The organism is Spirillospora sp. NPDC047279 (genome assembly GCF_040643285.1).
In the GTDB taxonomy this organism is placed as follows: domain Bacteria; phylum Actinomycetota; class Actinomycetes; order Streptosporangiales; family Streptosporangiaceae; genus Spirillospora.
Genome location: NZ_JBEYUA010000011.1, coordinates 174,633 through 196,918 on the forward strand (window position 1 = coordinate 174,633; position 22,286 = coordinate 196,918).

Below are 22,286 nucleotides of genomic sequence, written 5' to 3' on the forward strand. Positions count from 1 at the left end.
CCTGATGGGCGCCGGGCACGCCCATTCCCTTTACCTGGCGGGCGGCACGCTCGTCCATCGGCTGCCGCCGCAGTGCAAGCTGGTCGCGGTCGTGGCGTTCGTGCTCGCCGTGGTGGCCACGCCGCGCGAGGAGATGTGGGCGTTCGGTCTCTACGCGGTGCTGCTCGCGGCCGTCGCCGGGGTCGCGCGCGTCCCGCCCGGTTTCGTGCTGCGGCGGATGGTCGTCGAGGTGCCGTTCGTGGCGTTCGCGCTGCTCCTGCCGTTCGTGGCGCGCGGGCCGCGGGTCGAGGTGCTCGGCGTCGCGCTGAGCGAGAGCGGGGCGTGGTCGGCCTGGAACATCCTGGCCAAGGCCAGCCTGGGCGCCGTCGCGATGATCATCCTGGCCGCGACCACCGAGCCCCGGGCGCTGCTGCTCGGCCTGGAACGGCTGCGCATGCCCGCGCTGCTCACCCAGATCGCCACGTTCATGCTCCGCTACCTGGACGTGATCATGGGCGAGATGCGGCGGATGCGGGTGGCCCGGGCCTCCCGCGGCTTCGAGGCGCGCGACGTGCGCGACCTGGCCGTGCTCGGCCGGTCGATCGGCGCGCTCTTCCTCCGGTCGTACGAACGCGGCGAGCGGGTCTACCTGGCGATGGTGAGCCGGGGCTACGACGGCCGGATGCCCGTGATCGGCGACGGCGCCGCCACGGCCCGGCAGTGGACGGCGGCGGCCCTCCTGCCCGCCGCGGCGGCCGTGATCGCCGCGGCGTCCTGGATACTGGCCCCGTGACCGCCGACGCCGCCTCGCTCGAGATCAAGGGCCTCGCCTACGCCTATCCGGACGGGACGCAGGCCCTCTACGGCGTGGACGTCACGATCGGGCGGGGCGAACGGGTCGCGCTGCTCGGCCCCAACGGCGCCGGCAAGACCACGCTCGTGCTGCACCTCAACGGGATCCTGCACGGCGGCCTGGGCAGTGTCCGGGTCGGCGGCCTGGAGGTCGACCCGAAGGACAAGAAGTCGCTGCGCGAGATCCGGCGCCGGGTGGGCATCGTCTTCCAGGACCCCGACGACCAGCTCTTCATGCCGACCGTCCGCGAGGACGTCGCGTTCGGCCCGGCCAACCTCGGCCTGCGCGGCCCCGAGCTGGAACGGCGGGTGTCCGACGCGCTGGGCCGGGTCGGCATGCGCGACGTCGCCGACCGGCCGCCGCAGCACCTCAGCTTCGGCCAGCGCCGCCGGGTCGCGGTCGCGACCGTGCTGGCCATGGAGCCGGAGATCCTCGTCCTGGACGAACCGTCGTCCAACCTCGACCCGGCCAGCCGCCGCGAGCTGGCCGAGATCCTGCTCGGGCTGGACGTCACGCTGCTGATGGTCACCCACGACCTGCCGTACGCGGCGGAGTTGTGCCCGCGCTCGCTGATCCTGTCCGGCGGGGTGATCGCCGCCGACGCGCCCACCCTCGACCTGCTGTCCGACGGGGACCTGCTGTCCGCGCACCGGCTGGAGCTGCCGTTCGGGTTCGACCCGGCGGTGGCCCGGCGGACCGCCTGATCCCGCCGGTCCGATCCGGCCGATGCGATCCGGCCGATGCGATCCGGCCGATCGACTTCGGGGATTCTGCTTGCTTCGGCCCCCGCGGTTCGGGACACTCGTCACTTCTGAAAGTGGCAACGGTTTTCATATCCGGATCGGGGGCTTTCGTGAAGGTTGCGTTCGTGGGCAAGGGCGGCAGCGGCAAGACGACCCTGTCGTCCCTGTTCGTCCGGCATCTGGCCGCCAAGGGGCTGCCGGTGGTCGCGGTGGACGCCGACATCAACCAGCATCTGGGAGTGGCGCTCGGGCTCGATGAGGGGCGCGCGGCCAAGATCCCGGCCATGGGCGAACGGCTGACCGAGATCAAGGACTACCTGCGCGGCGACAACCCCCGGATCACGTCCACCGCGTCCATGGTGAAGACGACCCCGCCGGGGACCGGCTCGCGGTTGCTGCGCATCGGCGGCGACGACCCGGTCCACGCGCTGGGCCAGGACATCGTGGTGGGCGGTGGGAGCGGAGACGGCACCTACGGGGTCACGCTGATGGCGACCGGGCCGTTCAACGACGACGACCTGGGCGTGGCCTGCTACCACTCCAAGACCGGGGCGGTGGAGCTCTACCTCAACCACCTGGCCGACGGGCCGGGGGAGTACGTGGTCGTGGACATGACGGCCGGCGCCGACACGTTCGCCTCCGGGCTCTTCACCCGGTTCGACCTGATGTTCCTGGTCGCCGAGCCCACCCGGAAGGGCGTCGGCGTCTACCGGCAGTACACCGACTACGCCCGCGACTACGACGTCGCCATCACCGTCGTCGGCAACAAGGTGCAGGACGAGGGCGACGTGGCCTACCTGCGCGAGCACGTCGGAGACGACCTGCTCACCTGGCTGGGCCAGTCGACCGCCGTGCGGGCGCTGGAGCAGGGCCGCGAGGGCGTCGCCCTGGAGGCCGCGAACGACGCCGCGCTCGACCGCATGGTGGCCGCGGTCGACGCGCGGGCGAAGGACTGGGACAAGTACCAGCGGCAGGCCGTGGAGTTCCACGTCAAGAACGCCCGCAGCTGGGCCAACCGGGCCGTCGGCGAGGACCTGGCGGACCAGGTCGACCCGGACTTCCGGTTCCCCGCCGTGCCCGCCTGAGCCCCGTGCCCGCCTGAGCCCGGGCCCGGCCGAGACTGGGGTCTACCGGGCCCGCACCAGGACCATTACTCTGCGCGCATGACGACGCGACGGGCCCTGGGAGTCACCATCGGGGCGATCGCCCCGGTGGCCGTGATCACGCTGGTCCTGGGCAACCAATGGGTCTCCGACGAGCTCCTCGCCGCCGATTCCCTGCGGGAGCACCAGGAGCTCGGCTACCTGGTGTACTGGCTCAACTTCGCGCGCTGGCGGCTGACCACCAGGGGCGGCGGGTTCGAGCTGCTGGTCGCCCAGGACGTCGGCGTGATCGTGTTCTTCGCGGCGCTCGCCGGCCTGCTGTTCCTCGGGGCCCGCTCGCTGGACCCGGTCCGCGGCCGGCTGAGCGCGGTGGTCCTGGGCTGGTGGGCGGCCGGCGTCGCGGCGGGCGTCTCGGCGTTCATCGAGGCTCTGCTGTCCAAGGCGCTGCTCGACTACCCGAGCGCGCCCGGCTACGCGCTGATCCGGTTCGCCGTGACCGAGGCCGCGGGCTTCGGGCTGGTGTGGGGCTGGCTGGCCGGTCTCGGCGCGCTCGTCGGCTTCCAGCTGACCAAGCCCAAGACCGGCCTGCCCGGAGGAGCTCCGGCGCCCGCGGGCGTCCCGCACGGGTATCCGCAGGGCGCTCCTCAGGGACCTCAGGGCTACCAGCAGGGCATGACGCAGCCCGGCCGGCCGGCGGCGCCGCAGCAGGTGCCGCCCGGCCACCCCGCCGCCACTCCCTACGTTCCGCCCGCGCAGGCTCAGCAGCCGTACGCGCAGCAGCCCTACCAGCAGCCCTATGGCGCGGCGGGCCAGCCCTACGCCGCTCCCGGGCAGCCCTACGCGGCACCGGGTCAGCAGCCCTATGCCCAGCCTGGCCAGCCCGGTCAGCCCCCGCAGCCGGGTCAGCCCCCGGCGGGCTGGACTGAGGCGTACGGGCAGCAGCCGCAGGTTCCGCCGCAGCCGCAGGCCGCGCCCCAACCGCAGGCCGCCGCGCCGCAGCAGGCGCCCGCGACGCCGGAGACGCCCGCCGAGCGCGCCGACGACGTTCCACAGGACGACGCCCCCGCCGACGACGTGCCCGCGGACGACGTGCCGGAGGGCGCCGCCAAGTACGACGCTCCGGAGCCGCCGGCGCAGGAGGACGACGACGAGGAGCCCAGGACGAGGCGCGACCCCGGCCCCGCCGGGGGACAGACCCGGACGGACGACCCGCTTCCGCCGCCCCGGTGACCCGGCCGCCGGGCCGTCCGGGCGGCCTGGGACAATCGAGCCCATGCGCGTCTTTCTGGGAACCGACCACGCAGGCTTCGAGCTCAAGGAGCACCTGGTCGGCTGGTTGAAGGCGAACGGCCACGAGCCCGTCGACTGCGGCGCGTTCGTCTACGACGCCGTCGACGACTACCCGCCGTTCGTCCTGCGGGCGGCCGAGCGGACCGTGGCCGAGCCGGGCAGCCTGGGCATCGTGATCGGCGGCTCCGGCAACGGCGAGCAGATCGCCGCCAACAAGATCAAGGGAGCCCGCGCCGCGCTGGTGTGGAACGAGGAGACCGCCGTCCTCGCCCGCGAGCACAACGACGCCAACATCATCAGCCTCGGCTCGCGCCAGCACGACCTCGACACCGCGACGCGGTTCGTCCAGCTGTTCCTGGAGACGCACTACTCCAAGGAGCCGCGGCACACCCGCCGGATCAAGATGATCAGCGGGTACGAGCACACCGGCGACCTGCCGCCCCTCCCGCGCGAAGGCTGAGCGGGACGGCCGGAGCTCCGGGCGCCGGCCTGGACGGCGGGCGCCGGAGACCGGTCAGGTGCGTTTCGGGGGAGCGCCGCGCTTGCCGAGCCGGCGCCGCTCTCCCTTGGGCGGCTTGGCCGGCCGGGCGGGCTCGCCGCCGCCGTTCGCCGCGGCCGGGGGCGGCGGCTCCTCGCCCTCGGCGCGCGGCCTGGACACGTCACGTGCCCGCATCGCCGCGTCGACGGTGATCCGCATGCCGGGCTGACCCACCTGGCACCTCCTCGCGTGAGCTCAGAACACCACGGGTTCAGAACACATTGGACACCACGGTGCCGGGTCCCGCGCAAGAGCTCCGGGCCGGCCCGGAGCCCCGTTCGGGGGCGGTGATCGCTGACGTCACGTGTCTGGACCGTTGCAAGCGGTCATGGGTGGCGCGGATGCCCTTCTATCGGCACGGATGCTCGATACAGTTCCTGAGTCATGTTGCAACGTCTGGTCCACCTGCTTCCGCCGCGAGTGCGCGCCTTCCTGCGCAGGATTCCCATACTCGTGCGGTTCTACAGGTGGCTCCGGCGCGGGAAGCTGACCCGGGAACGCTACGTGTTCGTGGCGCTCGCGCTCCTCGCGATCGTCCTGGGCTTCGCGGCGACCGAGTCGCGCGCGTGGGCGCCGTCCGGCGCGCTCGTGCTGACGGTGCTCGGCGGCGGCCTGCTGCTCAAGGTGCGGACGCTGCTGGCGCTGCTCGGCGTGGTCCTGACGATGGTCGCCTACGACGCCTGGCACGACCGGTCCGCCGTCGGTCCCGGCATGATCGCGACCCTGGTCATCACGACGGTGCTCGCCGTCACGCTGGCCCGCACCCGGCAGCAGCTGGGCGTGCAGGGGCTGCGCGGCGACTCGATGCTGCTCGAGCTGCGCGACCGGCTGCGGCGCCAGGGCGAGATGCCCGAGCTGCCGGAGGGCTGGGACTCCCAGGTCGTGATGTTGCAGGCCGGCGGGTCGTCGTTCGGCGGCGACTTCGTGGTCTCCACCTGCCACGGCGACACCCTCGAGGTGGCGCTGGTGGACGTCTCGGGCAAGGGCACCGACGCCGGCACCCGGGCCCTGATGTTGTCCGGTGCCTTCGGTGGGCTGCTTGGATCGATCCAGTCCGACCGTTTCCTGCCCGCGTGCAACGCCTACCTGCAACGCCAGCGCTGGGACGAGGGCTTCGTCACGGCCGTCCACCTGGTGATCGACCTGGCGACCGGCGACTACAGCGTCGAGTCCGCGGGCCACCCGCCCGCCGTGCAGTTCGACGCGGGCAGCGGGACGTGGCAGGTGAGCCCGGCCAAGGGCGTGGTGCTCGGCGTGGTGCCCGACCTGCGGTCCGAGCCCGAGAAGGGGCGGCTCCGTCCCGGCGACGCGCTGCTCCTCTACACCGACGGCCTGGTCGAGACGCCCGGACGCGACCTCGACGCGGGCATCGACCGGCTGCTCGGCGAGGTCGAACGGCTGGTCCCCGAGGGTTTCCGCACCGGCGCCAGGGAGCTCGTCGAACGCATGGCCGCGGCCCGCGACGACGACTGCGCGCTGGTGCTCATCTGGCGCACCTGATCCCGGCGCCCGGATTCGCGCGGATGATCCGCGCGGGTGATCGGCGCGGATGATCGGGCGTCCAGCCGCGTCTGCCAGAGTGGCGAGCATGACGGATCTTGTTCTCGACCACCTCGTCTATGCCACTCCCGACCTCGCGGCGGCGGTCGCCGACATCGCCGCCCGCACCGGCGTACGGCCGGTCGAGGGAGGTCCGCATCCCGGGCTCGGCACCCGCAACCATCTGCTGGGGATCGGCGGCGGCGCGTACCTGGAGGTCATCGGACCCGATCCCGACCAGCCCGACCCGGACGTCCCGCGGCCGTTCGGCATCGACGACCTGGCGGCTCCGGGACTGGTGGCCTGGGCCGCCGGGACCACCGACCTGGACGGCATCGCCGAACGGGCCCGTGCGGCCGGCCGGGACCCCGGGCCGGCGACCGACATGTCGCGGGTGCGCCCCGACGGGGAGGTGCTGCGGTGGCGGCTCACCCCGCCGCGCACCGGCGTCCTGCCGTTCCTGATCGACTGGGGGGAGACCGCGCATCCGGCGGGCGCGCTGCCGGTCGTGCCGCTGCGGTCGTTCGAGGCGGTCCATCCCGATCCGGCCGCGGTGCGGGGCGACCTGGCGGCGCTGGGGGCCGAGCTGACCGTGCGGCAGGGCCCCGGACCTGCACTGATCGCCCGCCTGGACGGACCGGAGGGGCCGGTGACCCTCGACTGATCGACGGCCGAGAGGAAACGTGATCGTCACTTTGATGTTTCACCGCGTGCACAGAGGCCGGGCAGAGTAGTACGCAGATCGGCAACCGGCCGGCCCCGTCGGATCCTCCTCGGCGGGCGGGGCCGAGAACGGTTGGCGGCACCGAAGGCGATGTCCGCGCGATCGGCACCCCAGGGGTGGGAGGCGCCGAACCGCGCGGACATCGGCCTTTTTCGGGCTGCTTTCCGATAAATCCTATTGACTTAGTATGGATATCTCGCCATGATGATTCCCGTGAGCTTCGTGGTCATCATCGGCAACCCCCGTCCCGGATCCCGTACCGCGACCGCGGCGACCGGCGCCGCCCGGGCCGTCGCGGAGGCGGCCGGCATCCCTGACACCCCCGAGATCATCGACCTCTCCGAGCTGGCGCCGCTGCTGCTCCGGCCCGAGCCCGCCGACGCGGTCGCGGAGGCCCTCGACCGTGTCCTGTCCGCCGACGTGATCCTGGTCGCCAGTCCCACCTACAAAGGCACCTACACCGGCCTGCTGAAGGTCTTCCTGGACCGCGTCGCGGGCGGCGCGCTCGCCGGGAAGATCGCGCTGCCGCTCCTGCTCCTGGGGGCGCCGCAGCACGCGCTGGCCGTCGAAGTCCACCTGCGACCGCTGCTCGTCGAGCTCGGCGCCACCGTCCCCACACCGGGGCTGGCGCTGCTCGAGAGCGAACTCGAGCGGCTCGACTCCGTGCTCGCGGAGTGGGCCGCCCAGGTCGTCCCCGCCGTTAGGGGCGCTCTTACGGCGGGGGCCGCCCGGTGACCGGGACGGCGACGGCACGGCCCGTCCCGGTCACCGGCGACTCCTTCCGCGCCGCGCTGGCACGCCACGCGGCCGGAGTGGTGATCGTCACCGCCCAGCCGGATGAGGCGCCCTACGGCGCCCGTCCGGCGGCGGTGCCGTACGGTGCCCGGCCGGAGGCCGCGGCAGAGCCTCCGGCCGGTCTCACCGCCACCTCGTTCACCTCGGTGAGCGTCGATCCGCCGCTGGTCTCGTTCTACGTGGCGGCGTCGTCCAGCACGCTGCCGCGGCTGCGCGAGGCGGCGACCTTCGCGGTGAACGTGCTCGGCCCCGACCAGGCCGACCTGGCCGCCAGGTTCGCCCGGCGGGACGTGGACCGGTTCGCCGCGCCGACGCGCTGGTGGCGCGGCCCCGGCGGCGAGCCGATGCTGGCGGGCGCGACCGCCCGGCTGCGCTGCGACTGGCACGCCACGCACGCCGTCGGCGACCACCTGCTGGTGGTCGGCCGGGTCATCGGCGTGGAGCTCGGCGGCGCCGGCGACCCGCTGCTCTACCACCGCGGCCGCTTCGGCCGTTTCGTCGCCTGACCTCGCACCCTTTCGACGACATCGCCCTTTCGCCCGGGGACGGAGGCCCGCGCCGTTTCCGCCACCGTCCGGACGGTCGGCGCAGGTTTCGTCGGGCAATGGTTCGGTTACAACCAGTTCTGCTGATCGTTATACGTTCAGCCCGCGCAAGCCCCCCGGAACGTGGTCGCCGCACGGCGTGACGTCGGGAGGGGGTCGCCGGAGGATGCCGGTCCACAGGCTGCGCTGGCCCCCGTCGCGCTGGTCGCTCCAGGGCCGGGTGACCGCCGCCTCGATCGGCATCGTCGGCCTGCTGCTGGTCATCGGCATCTCGATCTTCTACCTCTCCGTCCGGCAGGCGGTGTACGACGGCCTGTACGACCGCGGGACGGTCGCGGTCGAGGACCTCTCCGACGCCGTAGAACGGGCCGACCCGCACGGGCCGCGGGTGCTGACCCCCGCCGTCCCGGGCTTCTCGCTGCTCCAGGTGGTCGACGACCGGGGCGGCGTGCTCGCCGCCAGCCCGATCATGAGCGGGCGTCCGGCGATGAGCCCGCCCCGGACGTCCGGGGCGGGGGCGCCCTTCACCCGGACCGTGACCGTGCCAGGGATCTCCGGCGAGGTCTACCTCGTGGGCGAACGGGTCCAGAGCCCGTCCGGGTGGCGGACGGTCCTCGTCGGGTCGTCGACCGCCGAGTTCGAGACTCACAAGGGCTTCTTCGTCACGGCGCTCCTCGCGGTCATCGCCGGGACCGTCCTCCTGGTCGGCTGGGCCGTGCGGCGCGCGGTCCGCGGCGCGATGGGGCCCGTCCGGCTGATGAGCACGGAACTGGCCTCGATCACCGGGGGCGGTCCGGTGCGGCGGGTGAGCGTTCCGGAGTCCGACGACGAGGTCGCCGAGCTGGCCCGGTCGATCAACCGCACGCTGCGGCGTCTGGAGGGCGTGGTCGAGAGGCAGCGGGGGTTCGTCGCGGACGTCTCGCACGAGCTTCGCAGCCCGCTGACCGGCCTGCGCGCCCAGCTGGAGGTCGCGCTCGAACATCCCGAGGACGAGGACTGGCCGGCCGTCGCGAGGGCGGCGCTCGGCGACGCGGACCGGCTCCAGCGCATCGTCACCGACCTGCTGATCATGGCCAAGCTGGAGGCCGGCGTCCGGCTGGAGCGTGAGCCGGTCGACCTCGGCGACCTCGCGCACACCGAGGCCGCGCGGCGCCGGCGGCGGGTGCCGGTCGAGGTGGAGGCGGACGAGGGCGTGATCTGCGAGGCGACCCGCGGGCATCTGGTCCGGCTGCTGACCAACCTGCTGGACAACGCCGAGCGGCACGCGGTGTCGCAGGTGTGGGTGACGGTGCGGGCCGAGGGCGGGGAGGCGGTGATGGAGGTCGGCGACGACGGCTCCGGGATCCCGCCGGGGGACCGGGAGCTGGTCTTCCTGCGGTTCCAGCGGCTGGCCGAGAGCCGCAGCCGCGACAAGGGCGGCACCGGGCTGGGGTTGCCGATCTCCCGGGAGATCGCCGCCGCGCACGGCGGGACGCTGGAGGCCGTCGAGAGCGAACGGGGCGCCCTGCTCGTCCTGCGTCTGCCGCTAAAAAGTGAGCATTAACTAAACGTGAATGCTATTCACTTTGAGTGGCGGGCCTGATATTGATCTTGTGAAGGTGAGAAGTGCTCGCTTACCGAAGGGTGTGCTCCCGTGCCCTACAAGATCCCGCTCGTCCGGGCGGCGCTGGCCGCACTGACGGCATCAGCCCTGGTCACAGGGCTCGCATCGGTCTCCCCCTCCACCGCTCTGGCCACTCCGGCGACCGCGCCGCAGCCGTCGTCCACTCCCGTCGACGACGGCGTGAACGCCACCGGCACGCCGTTCCGCGGCACCACCGCCGACGGTGACGTCCGCGGCTACGTCGACGCGCACAGCCACCTGATGTCCTGGGAGGGCTTCGGCGGCAGGGTGCTCTGCGGCAAGGCGTTCGACCCGGCCGGCATCGAGGCGGCCCTGCGCGACTGCGACGACCACGGCGCGGACGGCTCGCCCGCCTGGTTCGAGAACTTCGTCAGCAAGGGCACCCCGGTCGGCACGCACGACACCACCGGCTGGCCCACGTTCGAGGACTGGCCCAGCCAGGGCTCGCTCACCCATCAGCAGGCGTACTACAAGTGGATCGAACGGTCGTGGCGGGCGGGGCAGCGCGTGCTGGTCAACCAGCTGGTGTCCAACCGCATGCTCTGCGAGATCTATCCGCTGAAGAAGTACCCGTGCGACGAGATGGCCTCGATCCGCCTCCAGGCGCAGCGCACGTACGAGCTCCAGGCCCTGGTCGACCGGGAGTACGGCGGACCCGGCAAGGGCTGGTTCCGGGTCGTCCGCGGACCGGCGGAGGCACGCCGGGTCATCGAGGACGGCAAGCTCGCCGTCGTCCTCGGCATCGAGACGTCCGAGCCGTTCGGCTGCCGCCAGGTCGGCGGGTTCCCGCTGTGCACCAGGGCGCAGATCGACCGCGGCCTGGACGAGGTGCGCAAGCTCGGCGTCAGCTCGATGTACCTGTGCCACAAGTTCGACAACGCGCTGTGCGGCGTGCGGTTCGACGGGGACGCCAAGGGCGTCATCCTCAACCTCGGCAACTTCGTCGGCAGCGGCCGCTTCTGGCAGGCCGACACCTGCACGGGTCCCGTGCGCGACAACACGATCACGCCGGCCAACGACCTGACCGCGCTGCTCGCCGGGCCGCTGGCCCACCTGCGCCCGCTCGGCATCACGCTGCCGGTCTATCCGAAGCCGCCGCACTGCAACGTCAACGGGCTCACCGACCTGGGCGCGTACACGCTCAAGGCCATGATGAAGCGCGGCATGATCGTCGAGGTCGACCACATGAGCGCCAAGGCCGCCGACCGGGCGCTGTCCATCCTGGAGGAGGCGGACTATCCCGGCGTCATCTCCGGACACAGCTGGACGGCCGCCGACTACGCGCCCCGCATCTACCGGCTCGGCGGCATGATCACGTCGTACGGGCACGGCGCCGAGGCGTTCGTGAACGAGTGGAGGCAGGCCAGGAAGGCGCACGGCGGCGGCTTCTTCGGGTTCGGATACGGGGCGGACGCCAACGGGCTCGGCCCGCTGCCTCCGGTCCGCGCGAACAATGGGGGGAACCCGGTGCGCTACCCGTTCACCTCGCCGATCGATCCGGGCGTCACGCTCGACCGGCAGCGCACCGGCGAGCGCACCTGGGACGTCAACGAGGAGGGCGTCGCCAACTACGGCCTCATCCCCGACTGGATCGCCGACATGCGCACCATCTCGGGCGACGAGGTCATCGCCGACCTCGGGCGCGGCGCCGAGGCGTACCTGCGCATGTGGGAACGTGCCGCCGCGTCCTCCTGAGCGCCGTCCGGCCCTGAGCGCCGTCCGGGCCTGGGCGGCGTCCGGCGCCGGCGTCCTGCCGCACCAGGACGCCGGCGCCGGCCGGTGCGGTCGCGCTAGGACGCCAGCGCGGGGTGGCGGTCGGCGTGGCGGGTGGCCTCTTCGAAGGCGTGGCCGATCTGCAGGACGGCGAAGTCCGCCCGGTGCGGGCCGACGATCTGCAGCCCGACCGGGAGCCCGTTCGTCGTGAAGCCGCCCGGCACCGACAACGCCGGGCAGCCCGTCGCCGAGACGAGGTAGGCCGAGGCCATCCACTCCAGGTAGTCGAGCATCTGCCGCCCCGCCACCTCGGCCGGGTACTCCAGGTCGGTGGCGAACGGGACGACCTGGCTGACCGGCGCCAGCAGCACGTCGTACCGTTCGAAGAACTCCCGCACCCGGTGGAACAGCGTGGTGTGCAGCACCTCGGCCCGCGCGATGTCCGGGCCGGTGAGCGACCGGCCCACCTCGATGTTGTCGGCCAGCGACTTCTTGAGCCGGTCCGCGGGCAGCGCGCCGAGCGTGAGCTCGAACTGCCAGGCGCGCAACGTCCGGAACACCTCGTCCGCGCCGCGCAGGTCCGGGCAGGCCTCCTCGACGACGCAGCCGAGCTCGCTGAACACCTTCACGGCCGGTTCGAGGACCTCGATGACCGCAGGGTCGGCCGGCGCGCGTCCGCCCAGGTCGGGAGCCCACGCCACGCGGAGCCCGCGCAGGTCGCGGTCCAGCGGGCGGGCGAAGGTCTCGCCCGGGGTCTCCAGCGCGATCGGGCTGCGCGCGTCCGGCCCGGCCAGCACCGACAGCAGCAGCGCCACGTCGCCGACGGTGCGGGCCATCGGCCCCTGGACGCCCATGGTCGCCCACGCCGCCTGCGCGGGCCACGAGGGCACGCGGCCCGGCGACGGCCGCAGCCCGACCACGTTGCAGAACGACGCGGGGTTGCGCAGCGAGCCGCCCATGTCGCTGCCGTCCGCGATCGGGTGCATGCCGGTGGCCAGCGCGGCCGCGGCGCCGCCGCTGCTGCCGCCCGCCGACCGGCCGGTGTCGTAGGGGTTGAGCGTCGCGCCGAACAGCGGGTTGAACGTGTGCGACCCGGCGGCGAACTCGGGCACGTTGGTCTTCCCCAGCGTCACGACGCCGGCCGCCTTCATGCGTTCGATGATCAGCTCGTCGCGTTTCGGAACGTTGCCGGCCAGGACCGGAGAGCCCCAGGTCGTCCGGATGCCGGCGGTCTCGTGGGTGTCCTTGTGCGCGACCGGCAGCCCGTGCAGGGGGCCCGTCGCCACCCCGGACGCCAGCCGCTCGTCGGCGGCCGCGGCCTGGTCCATCGCCTGCTCGGCGAGCAGCGTGACGATCGCGTTGACCTTCGCGTTGGTCCGTTCGATCTGAGCCAGATGTGCTTCGGTGACCTCGCGCGCCGACACCTCGCCGGAGCGCATCAGCCGGACGAGTTCACGGGCGGCGGCAAAATGGATCAAAACGGCCTCCGAGGGATCGTACGGTCAAACTACTCCCCGCACGCCGCCGATGTGGGCGAGTCCGTGACCGGGGCGCTGATCGTTCCGTGCGCGCCCGCTGACAGGATGTGGCCATGGCGACGACCCGAGCGGGCGCGCGCGATCTCGTGCGCCGCGTACTGGACGACGGTAGCTGGACGTCGTGGGACGCCGAACCCCTTCAGGTCGCCGAACCGGGCTCGCCGTACGCGGCCGATCTCGCCGCGGCCCGCGAACGCAGCGGATGCGACGAGGCCGTCATCACCGGCGAGGGCCTCCTGCGCGGCCGGCGCGTCGCGTGCGTGGTGTCCGAGTTCGCCTTCCTCGCGGGCTCCATCGGCCTCGCCACGGCCGACCGCATCGTCGCCGCGATCGAGCGCGCCACCGCCGGACGCCTGCCCCTCCTGGCCGCGCCGTCCTCCGGCGGCACCCGGATGCAGGAGGGCACCGCCGCGTTCGCCCAGATGGCCCGCATCACCGCGGCCGTCACCCGCCACCGCGCCGCGGGCCTGCCCTACCTGGTGTACCTGCGCCACCCGACCACCGGCGGCGTCTTCGCGTCCTGGGGGTCGCTCGGCCACGTGACCGCCGCCGAGCCCGGCGCGCTCATCGGCTTCCTCGGCCCCCGCGTGTACGAGGGCCTGCACGGCGAGCCCTTTCCGCCGGGCGTCCAGGTCGCCGAGAACCTCGCGGCCAAGGGCCTCCTCGACGCCGTCGTGGGCATGGACGACCTCCCCGGCATCGCCGCCGACGTCCTCGACGTCCTGGGCACCCGCCCCCTCACCGACCCCGAGCTCATCGCCGACGGTCCCGCCGACCCCGCCCCGACCTCGGCCTGGGACTCGATCGAACGTTCCCGCAAGCCCGGCCGCCCCGGCGTCCGCGAACTCCTCCGCCACGGCGCCACCCGCGTCACGCCGCTCTCGGGCACCGGCCAGGGCGAGGCCGACCCCGGCCTCCTGCTCGCCCTCGCCCGCTTCGGCTCCGTGCCGTGCGTCCTGGTCGGCCAGGACCGCCGCAGCCAGCGCACCGGCCACCCGCTCGGCCCGGCCGGGCTCCGCGTCGCCCGCCGCGGCATGAGCCTGGCCGCCGAGCTCGGCCTCCCGCTCGTCACCGTGGTGGACACCCCCGGCGCCGTCCTGTCCGCCGAAGCCGAGGAGGGCGGCCTCGCGGGCGAGATCGCCCGCTGCCTCGCCGACATGCTCACCCTCGCCGCCCGCACCGTCTGCCTGCTCCTCGGCGAAGGGACCGGCGGCGCGGCGCTGGCCCTGCTCCCGGCCGACCGTGTCCTGGCGGCCCGCCACGCCTGGCTCTCGCCCCTCCCGCCCGAGGGTGCCTCCGTCATCGTCCACCGCACCCCCGACCGGGCCCCCGAGATGGCCGAGGCCCAGGGCGTCCGCTCGTCCGACCTGCTCCGCGACGGCATCGTCGACGAGCTCGTCGACGAACGCCCGGACGCCGCCGACGAGCCGGAGGCGTTCTGCCGCCGTGCCGCCGCCGCCCTCGAACACGCCCTCCTCACCGCGCCCTCCGCCGACCCCGCCGCCCGCCAGGCCCGCTACCGCGACCTCGGCCGCCGCCCCGGCCCCGCCTGACGCGCCGACCTCGCCCTGACGCACTCCGGCGGATGTCAGCGAAGCCTGCGGCGCAGGTCGGCCGAGAGGTCGGCGGCGGCGTCGTGGAGGGCCTCGGCGAAGAGGCGCTGGAGGGGGTCGTCGCCGGCGGGCCGGGCGATGGACGTCGTACGGACGGCGGCGGGGTGGTCGATGCGCGCGACGGCGATGGTGGGCGGCAGCATCGGGACGGCCAGGCCCGGGACGACGGTGATGCCCAGGCCCGCCGCGACGAGGCCCAGCTTGGCGACCCAGTCGCGGGCGACGAACGCCACGTCGGCGGTGTCGGTCCAGGCGCCCAGCAGGGTGCTGCCCGGCTCGTTGCTGCCGGCGATCCAGCGTTCGTCGGACAGGAGGTCCGGCGGGACGCCGGCGCGGCCGGCGAACGGGTGGTCGAGCGGCATGGCGACCAGGAGCGGGTCGTCGGCCAGGGGGATCAGCTCGATGCCGTCGGGCGGCTGCTGGGGAGGGGTCACCACCGCCAGGTCGAGGCGGCCACGGGAGACCGCGGTCAGCAGGCGTGGGCTGAGGCCTTCGCGGAGGGGGACGCGGAGCTGGGGGGACGCGGCGATGGCGCGCGGGACGAGCGCGGCCATGGCCGTGGAGAAGGCGCCGACCCGCAGGCGGCCGGGCGTGCGGGTGAGGTCGTCGAGGCTCTGGCGTGCGATGTCGAGCTCGCCCAGGACGGTCTCCGCGTGGCGGAGGACCACGCGGCCCGCCTCGGTGGGCTGGACGCCGCGCGCCCGGCGCTCGAACAGGGGCCGCCCGGCGGCCTGCTCCATCAGCGCGATCTGGCGGGAGACCGCCGACTGCGTGTAGCCGAGGCGTTCGGCCGCCATGGAGAACGATCCCCGCCGCGCCGCCTCGCGCAGCACGCGGAGGCCGACGATCGTGAACTCACCCATGCCAGATAGTGATATCAGATATGCGAGATAGTCGTTTGTGGCATGGCTGGTCCGCTGCCTAGCCTTCCCTCATGAGCGCTGAAGAGAACAAGAGGCTGGTTCAGGGGATCTTCGATCGGATGGCGCGGGGCGACACCCGGGCGATGAGCGAGGCGATGGCGGACGGCTTCCGATGGGTCTTCCCCGGAGACTGGTCGTGGTCGGGCACGTGGGAGCCCAAGCGGGTCGTCCGGAACGATCTGCTGCGTCCGCTGATGGAGCAGTTCGCCGACTACCGGAGTGAGGCCGACCTGATCCTGGCCGACGGTGACCGTGTCGTCGTCCAGGCTCACGCCACCGCCACGACCAAGCGGGGCGAGAGGTACGACCAGACCTACTGCTTCATCTTCCGGGTGGCGGAGGGACGGCTGACCGAGGTGGTCGAGCACTGCGACACCGCCCTGGTGGAGAGGGTCCTCGACCCGATCCCGCGGCCGGCGTCAGGGGCGGGTGGACACCAGGCGGTCGGCGTCCAGGGCCAGGGCCAGCTCGACGACGTCGCGGGGGCGGTGGAGGGAGCGTGAGGTGAGCTGCTCCAGGCGGCGCAGGCGGTTGAAGACGGTGTTGCGGTGGCAGTAGAGGCGGCTGGCGGTGTGGATGGCCGAGCCCTCGCAGTCGAGCCAGGTGGCGAGGGTCTCCAGCAGGATCTCGCGGTCGGACGGGTCCAGGTCGGTCAGCGGGCCGAGGACCTGGGAGCCGAGCAGGTCGCCGAGCTCGGGCTGGGCGACCACCAGGGCGGCGGGCAGGTTGCCGTCGAGGCGGACGATCCGGTGGTCGCCGGGACGGCAGGTGCCCAGGGCGATCTCGGCCAGCCAGCGGCCGCGGCCGAGGCCCGCCAGGCCGTCGATCACGGCGCTGACGCCGGCCTCGCCGCGGATGAGCGGCTGGAGGGCGGTCACCACCGACTCGACGTCCTGGTCGCCCAGTGAGACCACGGCGACCTCGGCGTCGGTGCGCATGCGCCAGACGAAGCGCAGGCCCTCCAGCTCCTCGGGACGTTCGAAGCCGCTGTCGCGCACCGAGACGCGCATGACGACGACCGCGTACCGGCCGTGCTCGGGGAGGTCGAGGGCGGCCGAGGCGGCCTTGGCCAGGCCGGGGTCGGCGCCGCGGCCGTCCAGGAGGCCGTCCAGCAGGGCCTGCACCCGCTCGCTGCTGCGGCGGAGCAGCTCGGACTCGGTGCGGCGGTACGACTCGGAGACGACCGTGGACTGCTGCTCGATCGTGTGCCAGACGGAGCTGGCGTAGCGGAGCAGGATCTGGAGCGACTCGGGGTCGCGCTCGGAGACGACCTGGATCAGGGCCTCCCAGATGATCCGCCCGCCCATGCGGTAGCTGCGCAGGAGCGACTCCAGGGGCAGGCCCTGCTCGCAGCGGCGGCGGCCGATGCGTTCGGCGACGGAGAGGTCGACGCGCTCGCCGGAGGCGCGGCGGCGCATCTGCTCGATCCCGGCCTCCAGGCTGTCGCGCGCCGACTCCCAGAACTCGTCCTTGGGCACGAACTCGCCGTAGGCGGGATCCTCGGCCAGCACCTCGGCGACCAGGCGGTCGGTGAGATCGGGCACTCGCAGCTGCAGCTCGCCGGTGGCCGCGGCGGCCAGGACGTTGGCCGCCTTGACCTCCGGGTCCTGAACGCGCGTCGCGAGGGCATCGGTGCTGGTAGACGGCATGGACGACCTCCCCATCGTGATCCGCATCACTTTGTCATGAATTGCCAGTGTTCTGCCAGGTCCGCCGGGGAAACCTGTGCGCCCCGCACAACCCGAATGCCGTTCCGTTGGACGCCCGCCCCGATTTGTCCAACCCCCATGGACGGTGATCGGTGTCACATGTTGAGGTGCCTGCCACACGACGTTGGGAGGCGCCTATGGCGAGCGGAGCGCTCGCTGTCCACGATCTTTCGGTCAGCTATGGCAAGGCCGTCCAGGCGCTGCGCCGGGTGACCCTGGAGGTTCCCGAAGGGGCCGTGACGGCCGTACTCGGGGCCAACGGAGCGGGCAAGACCACGCTGCTGAGGGCCATCTCGGGCACGCTGTCCTTCCACCGGGGTTCGGTGGACGAGGGCACGATCACCCTGGGCGACAGGCCGCTGAACGGGCTCCGCCCGGCGGCGGTGGTGGCGGCCGGAGTGGTCCAGGTGCCCGAGGGCCGGCGCGTGTTCGGCCGGCTCTCCGTTGAGGAGAACCTCAAGGCCGGTGCGCTGGGCGCACCCGACCGATCGGGGACGGCCACGTCGCGCGAACGTGTGCTGGAGCTGTTCCCGGTGCTGGCCGAACGGGCCAAGCAGCGGGCCGGGCTCCTGTCCGGCGGCGAGCAGCAGATGCTGGCCATCGGGCGGGCCCTGATGGCCCGGCCCAAGGTGCTGCTGCTGGACGAGCCGACACTCGGCCTGGCCCCGCTGATGGCCGAGCGGATCAGCGAGACGATCATCGAGATCAACCGGCAGGGCACGTCGGTGCTGCTCATCGAGCAGAACGCGGCACTCGCGCTGGAGCTGGCCACCACGGCCCACGTCCTGGAGGTCGGCGCGGTGACGTTGCACGGCGACGCCGCCGAGCTGGCCGACAGCGACGAGGTCCGGCGCCGCTACCTCGGGATGACGCACGAGGACGACGCGGTGCGGCTGGAACGTCCGCCGACGCTGGAGAAGTGGACGGCATGAGCGATCTTGTTGTTGAGGGGCTCACCGTCCGTTTCGCGGGCCTGACCGCCCTGGACGCGGTGAACTTCTCGGTCGCCGAGGGCAGCGTGCACGCGGTGATCGGGCCGAACGGCGCGGGCAAGTCGACGTGCTTCAACGTGCTGTCCGGCGTCTACCGCGCCACCGAGGGCAGCGTGCGGTACGGCGGCAAGGAGCTGACCGGGCTCAAGCCGCACCGGATCGCGGCGCTGGGCGTGGCGCGCACGTTCCAGAACATCGCGCTCTCCAAGCACCAGAACGTCGAGAACAACCTGATGCTCGGGCGGCACCGGCTGACCAGGGCCGGGTTCGCCTCGGCGGGGCTGCGGCTGCCGATGGCCCGCCACGAGGACTCCCGGCACCGTGGCCGGGTCCGCGAGATCGCCCGGTTCGTGGGCGTCGGTGAGTACCTCGAGGCGCCCGCCGGGATGCTCTCGTACGGCGTGCAGAAGCGGGTCGAGCTGGCCCGGGCGCTGGCGATGGAGCCGCGGTTGTTGCTGCTCGACGAGCCGGTGGCCGGGATGAACGGCGACGAGCGGCGCCGGATGGCCGAGGTCATCATCGCCGCCCGCGCCGACCTCGGGCTGTCGATCCTGCTGGTCGAGCACGACATGGGCATGGTCATGAAGCTCGCCGACCGGGTCACCGTCCTGGACTTCGGCAAGCGCATCGCCGACGGCACCCCGGAGGAGGTCCAGAGCGACCCGGCGGTGATCCGCGCCTACCTCGGCGCGGCGCATGCCGACGAGTCGGCCGTGCTCGACAGCGACAAGGCCGTTCTTGAGGAAGACAAAGAAGGGGAACGGGCTTGAGCACCTTCATCGAGCTGGTGGTCAACGGGATCTCGGTGGGATCGGTGTACGCGCTGATCGCCCTCGGTTTCGTGATCATCTTCAAGGCCACCGAGGTGGTCAACTTCGCGCACGCGTCGTTGCTGCTCGTCGGCGGCTACATCACGGCCGTACTGCACGACGAGATCGGCTTCTGGCCCGCGCTGGTCGCCGGCATCGCCGTGGCGGCCGCGGTGGGCGCCGCGGTGGAGTTCCTGGTGCTGCGCCGGGCCAAGGTCGAGAACCACGCGGTCCTGGCCATCGTCACCATCGGCGTCGACATCATCCTCACCACCGAGCTGGTCCGGCGGATCGGCACCGAGGTGCTCTCGATGGGCGACCCCTGGGGCAACAAGATCGTCACCATCGGCGGCGTCAGCGTCGCGCAGACCCGGATCGCCGCCTTCCTCATCGCCGGACTGCTGATCACCGCGTTCCTGCTGGCGTTCCGCTACACCTCGTGGGGCGTGTCGATGCGCGCCGCGGCCGAGGACAGCGAGACCGCCGCGCTCATGGGCATCAAGCTCTCCCGGGTGTCGCTGGGCGCCTGGGCGGTGGCGGGCGGCCTGGCCGCCGTGGCCGCGCTGTTCCTGTGCGTCTTCCCGACGCCCGGACTGGACCGCAGCACCTCGTTCGCGGCGATGAAGGCGTTCCCGGCGGCGATCCTCGGCGGGCTCGACTCGACAACCGGCGCGCTGGTCGGCGGCCTGATCATCGGGCTCACCGAGTCGCTGGTCGTCGGCTACCAGGGCGACCTGGCCTTCATGGGCCGGGGCATCGGCGACGTGGCGCCCTTCGTGGTCATGATCGCGATCCTGCTCGTCCGGCCCGCAGGGCTCTTCGGCACCAGGGAGCTGACCCGTGTCTGAACGTCTCGCCGCCCTGCGCCGGCCCTCCGTCCTGGTCGCCATCGCCGGCTGCGCCGTCCTGCTGGCCTGCCCGTTCTACCTGGACTCGTTCTGGCTCCAGACGGGGCTGTTCGCGATCTCCGCGGCGATCGGCGCGATCGGGCTCAACCTGCTGACCGGCGCCACCGGCCAGCTGTCCATGGGCCACGCGTTCTTCCTGGCGGTCGGCGCGTACGGCTACATCTTCCTCGCGTCGGAGGGCGACCACGAGCTGTCGGGCCTCGGCCTGCCGACCTCGGTCGCGTTCGTCGGCGCGATCGTGCTGGCCGGGATCGCGGGCGGGCTGTTCAGCCCGATCTCGGGCCGGCTGAAGGGCACCTACCTCGGCATCGCGTCGCTCGCGCTGATCTTCATCGGCCAGTACGTGCTGTTCAACGCCGAGAGCGTCACCGGCGGCTTCAACGGGCGGAACGTGCCGCCGCTGGAGCTGTTCGGGATCGTCTTCGACGACTCGCCGGAACTGGTCGTCCTCAACGTGCCGCTGGGCGCGCTGGAGCGGCTGTGGTTCTTCGGGCTCGTCCTGCTCGCGCTGGCCGCCTGGCTGGCGCGGGGGGTGCTGCGCGGCCGTCCCGGACGGGCGCTCAACACCATCCGTGACCACGAGGTCGCCGCGGCGGTGATGGGCGTGCCGGTGGCCCGTTACCGGGCCGGCGTCTTCGTGCTCTCGTCGATGTACGCGGGGGCGGCCGGGGCGCTGCTGGCGCTGGTCTTCCGGCGGACCGTCCCCGAGTACTTCGGCATGTTCCTGTCCCTCGACTACCTGGCGATGATCGTCATCGGTGGTCTGGGCACCGCCGCCGGGGCGGTGATCGGCGCGGTCTTCGTGTCGTTGCTGCCCCAGCTTCTCACCCGGTACAGCGACGGCCTCCCGCTGGTCGCCGCGCCCGGCTCCGGCGGGGTCTCGCCCGCCGAGGCCAGCCGGATCCTGTACGGCGCCGCCGTCGTCGCCGTCGTGCTCTTCCTCCCCGGCGGGCTCCTCGGCCTGTGGACCCGCCTCCGGCTGGCCGTGAAGGCACGCCGTGCCCCCCGCCGATCCCTGCCCCGACTCGAAAAAGAGGAACAACCAGCATGAAGCGCATAGTGCTGAACGCGAAAGCGCTGCGGACCACGACGGCGGTGCTGGCGATCGTGCTCGCCGCCGCCGGCTGCAGCGACAAGGCCACCGGCGGTTCCGGCGGCACCGGCTCGGACGGCGTGAAGCTCGGGCCGGGCATCTCCGCGGACAAGATCAAGGTGGGCATCGTCAGCGACCTCACCGGCGTGTACGCGCCGCTGGGCAAGAGCCTGACGCAGGCGCAGCAGATGTACTTCGAGGAGGTCAACGCCGCGGGCGGGGTGTGCGGCCGCAAGGTCGAGGTCGTCGTCCGCGACCACGGCTACGACGTGCAGCGGGCCCTGGCCGCCTACGCCGAGCTGCAGCCGCAGGTCGTCGGCATCACCCAGTTCATCGGCTCGCCGATGGTGACCGCGCTGAAGGGCCGCATCACCACCGACAAGATGTTCACGATCCCGATGGCGTGGTCCACCACCCTCCTGGGCAGCGACGCCATCCAGGTCAGCGGCACCACGTACGACATCGACATGATCAACTCGCTGGACTTCCTCATGAAGGACAAGGGGATCAAGAAGGGCGACAAGATCGGTCACGTGTACTTCGAGGGGGACTACGGCGAGAGCGCGCTGGCCGGCTCCAAGCACGCCGCCGAGAAGCTCGGGCTGACCCTCGTCGAGCAGAAGATCAAGGCGACCGACAACGACATGAGCGCGCAGGTCGCCGCGCTCGGCAACGCCAAGGTCAAGGCGATCCTGATGAGCGCGGGCCCGCGGCAGTCGGCGTCCCTGGCGGGCGTCGCGCGGTCCAAGGGGATCATGGTGCCGATCGTCGTCAGCAACTCCGGCTTCTCGCCGCAGCTGCTGCAGACCCCGGCCGCCCCCGCGCTGCTGAAGGACTTCTACCTGGCCAGCGCCGGCGCCCCGATCGGCGCCGACCTGCCCGCGATGAAGACGCTGGCCGACGCGTACGCCAAGAAGTACCCGAACCAGCCGCGCGACAACGCGGTCGTCAACGGCTACACCTCGGCGAAGTTCTTCACCGACGCGCTCAAGAAGGCCTGCGCCGGCAAGGACCTGACCCGTGACGCCGTCCTCAAGGCGCACCGGTCCACCACCCAGCACGACGACGGCTTCGGCACCCCGGTCGACTTCTCCAAGTCCGACCAGCCGGCCACCCGCAAGACCTACATCCTGCGGACCGACGCCAAGGCCCTCGGCGGCCTGGTGATCGAGAAGCAGGCCAACGAGTCCGACCTGGCCAAGGCCTACCAGGTCCCGGTCGGCAAGTGACCCTTCCCGGATAAGGGCGCCGGCGC

22 protein-coding genes are annotated in these 22,286 nt (G+C 72.7%); 18 read left to right on the forward strand and 4 right to left on the reverse strand.

Annotation, left to right across the window (positions count from 1 at the left end; all coding sequences use genetic code 11):
- Positions 1-4 precede the first annotated feature (4 nt).
- From cbiQ to ABZ810_RS27885, 5 genes are all read left to right on the forward strand, one after another.
- On the forward strand, positions 5-772 hold the full coding sequence (gene cbiQ / locus ABZ810_RS27865; RefSeq protein ID WP_358408188.1) for a cobalt ECF transporter T component CbiQ: 768 nt from the start codon (positions 5-7) through the stop codon (positions 770-772).
- Positions 769-1,536 carry an ABC transporter ATP-binding protein gene (locus ABZ810_RS27870; RefSeq protein ID WP_358408191.1) on the forward strand — a complete coding sequence of 256 codons (768 nt, stop codon included), beginning with the start codon at positions 769-771 and terminating at the stop codon, positions 1,534-1,536. Before cbiQ ends, ABZ810_RS27870 begins: the two co-directional genes overlap by 4 nt.
- A gap of 149 nt (positions 1,537-1,685) precedes the next feature.
- A complete protein-coding gene (locus tag ABZ810_RS27875; protein WP_358408194.1) occupies positions 1,686-2,660 on the forward strand; it encodes an ATP-binding protein in 975 nt (324 codons plus the stop codon).
- 78 nt (positions 2,661-2,738) lie between these two features.
- Positions 2,739-3,908, forward strand: a complete 1,170-nt coding sequence (locus ABZ810_RS27880) for a hypothetical protein (RefSeq protein WP_358408197.1) — start codon at positions 2,739-2,741, stop codon at positions 3,906-3,908.
- A gap of 43 nt (positions 3,909-3,951) precedes the next feature.
- Positions 3,952-4,428 carry a ribose-5-phosphate isomerase gene (locus tag ABZ810_RS27885; RefSeq protein ID WP_358408200.1) on the forward strand — a complete coding sequence of 159 codons (477 nt, stop codon included), beginning with the start codon at positions 3,952-3,954 and terminating at the stop codon, positions 4,426-4,428.
- Between the two features lie 54 nt (positions 4,429-4,482).
- On the opposite strand, the gene ABZ810_RS27890 is transcribed toward ABZ810_RS27885, so the two are convergent.
- Entirely contained in the window at positions 4,483-4,680 is a 198-nt protein-coding gene (locus tag ABZ810_RS27890; RefSeq protein ID WP_358408203.1) for a hypothetical protein, read from the reverse strand.
- Positions 4,681-4,890: 210 nt separating this feature from the next.
- Between ABZ810_RS27890 and ABZ810_RS27895 the strand changes: the two genes are divergently transcribed.
- The 6 genes from ABZ810_RS27895 (at position 4,891) to ABZ810_RS27920 (ending at position 11,428) form a co-directional block, all read left to right on the forward strand.
- On the forward strand, positions 4,891-6,006 hold the full coding sequence (locus tag ABZ810_RS27895) for a PP2C family protein-serine/threonine phosphatase (protein ID WP_358408206.1): 1,116 nt from the start codon (positions 4,891-4,893) through the stop codon (positions 6,004-6,006).
- Between the two features lie 88 nt (positions 6,007-6,094).
- Positions 6,095-6,709 (forward strand): VOC family protein, encoded by a 615-nt coding sequence (locus ABZ810_RS27900; RefSeq protein WP_358408209.1) that lies wholly within the window; start codon positions 6,095-6,097, stop codon positions 6,707-6,709.
- 264 nt (positions 6,710-6,973) lie between these two features.
- Positions 6,974-7,504: an NAD(P)H-dependent oxidoreductase gene (locus ABZ810_RS27905; RefSeq protein ID WP_358408500.1), complete on the forward strand. Its 531-nt coding sequence runs from the start codon at positions 6,974-6,976 to the stop codon at positions 7,502-7,504.
- The gene (locus ABZ810_RS27910) at positions 7,501-8,070 is read left to right on the forward strand and encodes a flavin reductase family protein (protein WP_358408212.1); all 570 of its coding nucleotides are present in this window, start codon (positions 7,501-7,503) and stop codon (positions 8,068-8,070) included. Before ABZ810_RS27905 ends, ABZ810_RS27910 begins: the two co-directional genes overlap by 4 nt.
- A 205-nt stretch (positions 8,071-8,275) precedes the next feature.
- Entirely contained in the window at positions 8,276-9,652 is a 1,377-nt protein-coding gene (locus ABZ810_RS27915; protein WP_358408214.1) for a HAMP domain-containing sensor histidine kinase, read from the forward strand.
- A 90-nt stretch (positions 9,653-9,742) separates the two neighbouring features.
- The gene (locus ABZ810_RS27920; protein WP_358408217.1) at positions 9,743-11,428 is read left to right on the forward strand and encodes a Coagulation factor 5/8 type domain-containing protein; all 1,686 of its coding nucleotides are present in this window, start codon (positions 9,743-9,745) and stop codon (positions 11,426-11,428) included.
- Positions 11,429-11,523: 95 nt separating this feature from the next.
- Here ABZ810_RS27920 and ABZ810_RS27925 read toward each other — a convergent pair whose 3' ends face one another.
- Positions 11,524-12,921 carry an amidase gene (locus tag ABZ810_RS27925; protein ID WP_358408503.1) on the reverse strand — a complete coding sequence of 466 codons (1,398 nt, stop codon included), beginning with the start codon at positions 12,919-12,921 and terminating at the stop codon, positions 11,524-11,526.
- A gap of 116 nt (positions 12,922-13,037) precedes the next feature.
- On the opposite strand from ABZ810_RS27925, the gene ABZ810_RS27930 reads away from it, so the two are divergent.
- Positions 13,038-14,537, forward strand: coding sequence for a carboxyl transferase domain-containing protein (locus ABZ810_RS27930; protein ID WP_358408220.1), 1,500 nt, complete (start codon positions 13,038-13,040; stop codon positions 14,535-14,537).
- 35 nt (positions 14,538-14,572) lie between these two features.
- Here ABZ810_RS27930 and ABZ810_RS27935 read toward each other — a convergent pair whose 3' ends face one another.
- Positions 14,573-15,460: a LysR family transcriptional regulator gene (locus ABZ810_RS27935; RefSeq protein WP_358408223.1), complete on the reverse strand. Its 888-nt coding sequence runs from the start codon at positions 15,458-15,460 to the stop codon at positions 14,573-14,575.
- A gap of 71 nt (positions 15,461-15,531) precedes the next feature.
- Between ABZ810_RS27935 and ABZ810_RS27940 the strand changes: the two genes are divergently transcribed.
- Entirely contained in the window at positions 15,532-16,023 is a 492-nt protein-coding gene (locus tag ABZ810_RS27940; protein ID WP_358408226.1) for a nuclear transport factor 2 family protein, read from the forward strand.
- On the opposite strand, the gene ABZ810_RS27945 is transcribed toward ABZ810_RS27940, so the two are convergent.
- The gene (locus tag ABZ810_RS27945) at positions 15,940-17,169 is read right to left on the reverse strand and encodes a helix-turn-helix domain-containing protein (protein WP_358408229.1); all 1,230 of its coding nucleotides are present in this window, start codon (positions 17,167-17,169) and stop codon (positions 15,940-15,942) included. The genes ABZ810_RS27940 and ABZ810_RS27945 overlap by 84 nt on opposite strands.
- A 197-nt stretch (positions 17,170-17,366) precedes the next feature.
- Here ABZ810_RS27945 and ABZ810_RS27950 point away from each other — a divergent pair, with 197 nt between their 5' ends.
- Genes ABZ810_RS27950 through ABZ810_RS27970 form a run of 5 tightly spaced genes read left to right on the forward strand, consistent with a single transcriptional unit; the run spans position 17,367 to position 22,260 of the window.
- Positions 17,367-18,161: an ABC transporter ATP-binding protein gene (locus ABZ810_RS27950; protein ID WP_358408231.1), complete on the forward strand. Its 795-nt coding sequence runs from the start codon at positions 17,367-17,369 to the stop codon at positions 18,159-18,161.
- Positions 18,158-18,991, forward strand: coding sequence for an ABC transporter ATP-binding protein (locus ABZ810_RS27955; protein WP_358408234.1), 834 nt, complete (start codon positions 18,158-18,160; stop codon positions 18,989-18,991). The genes ABZ810_RS27950 and ABZ810_RS27955 overlap by 4 nt, the downstream gene beginning before the upstream one ends.
- Positions 18,988-19,878 carry a branched-chain amino acid ABC transporter permease gene (locus tag ABZ810_RS27960; protein WP_358408236.1) on the forward strand — a complete coding sequence of 297 codons (891 nt, stop codon included), beginning with the start codon at positions 18,988-18,990 and terminating at the stop codon, positions 19,876-19,878. Before ABZ810_RS27955 ends, ABZ810_RS27960 begins: the two co-directional genes overlap by 4 nt.
- Positions 19,871-20,989, forward strand: a complete 1,119-nt coding sequence (locus ABZ810_RS27965; RefSeq protein WP_358408239.1) for a branched-chain amino acid ABC transporter permease — start codon at positions 19,871-19,873, stop codon at positions 20,987-20,989. The genes ABZ810_RS27960 and ABZ810_RS27965 overlap by 8 nt, the downstream gene beginning before the upstream one ends.
- The gene (locus ABZ810_RS27970) at positions 20,986-22,260 is read left to right on the forward strand and encodes an ABC transporter substrate-binding protein (RefSeq protein ID WP_358408242.1); all 1,275 of its coding nucleotides are present in this window, start codon (positions 20,986-20,988) and stop codon (positions 22,258-22,260) included. The genes ABZ810_RS27965 and ABZ810_RS27970 overlap by 4 nt, the downstream gene beginning before the upstream one ends.
- Positions 22,261-22,286: the final 26 nt, after the last annotated feature.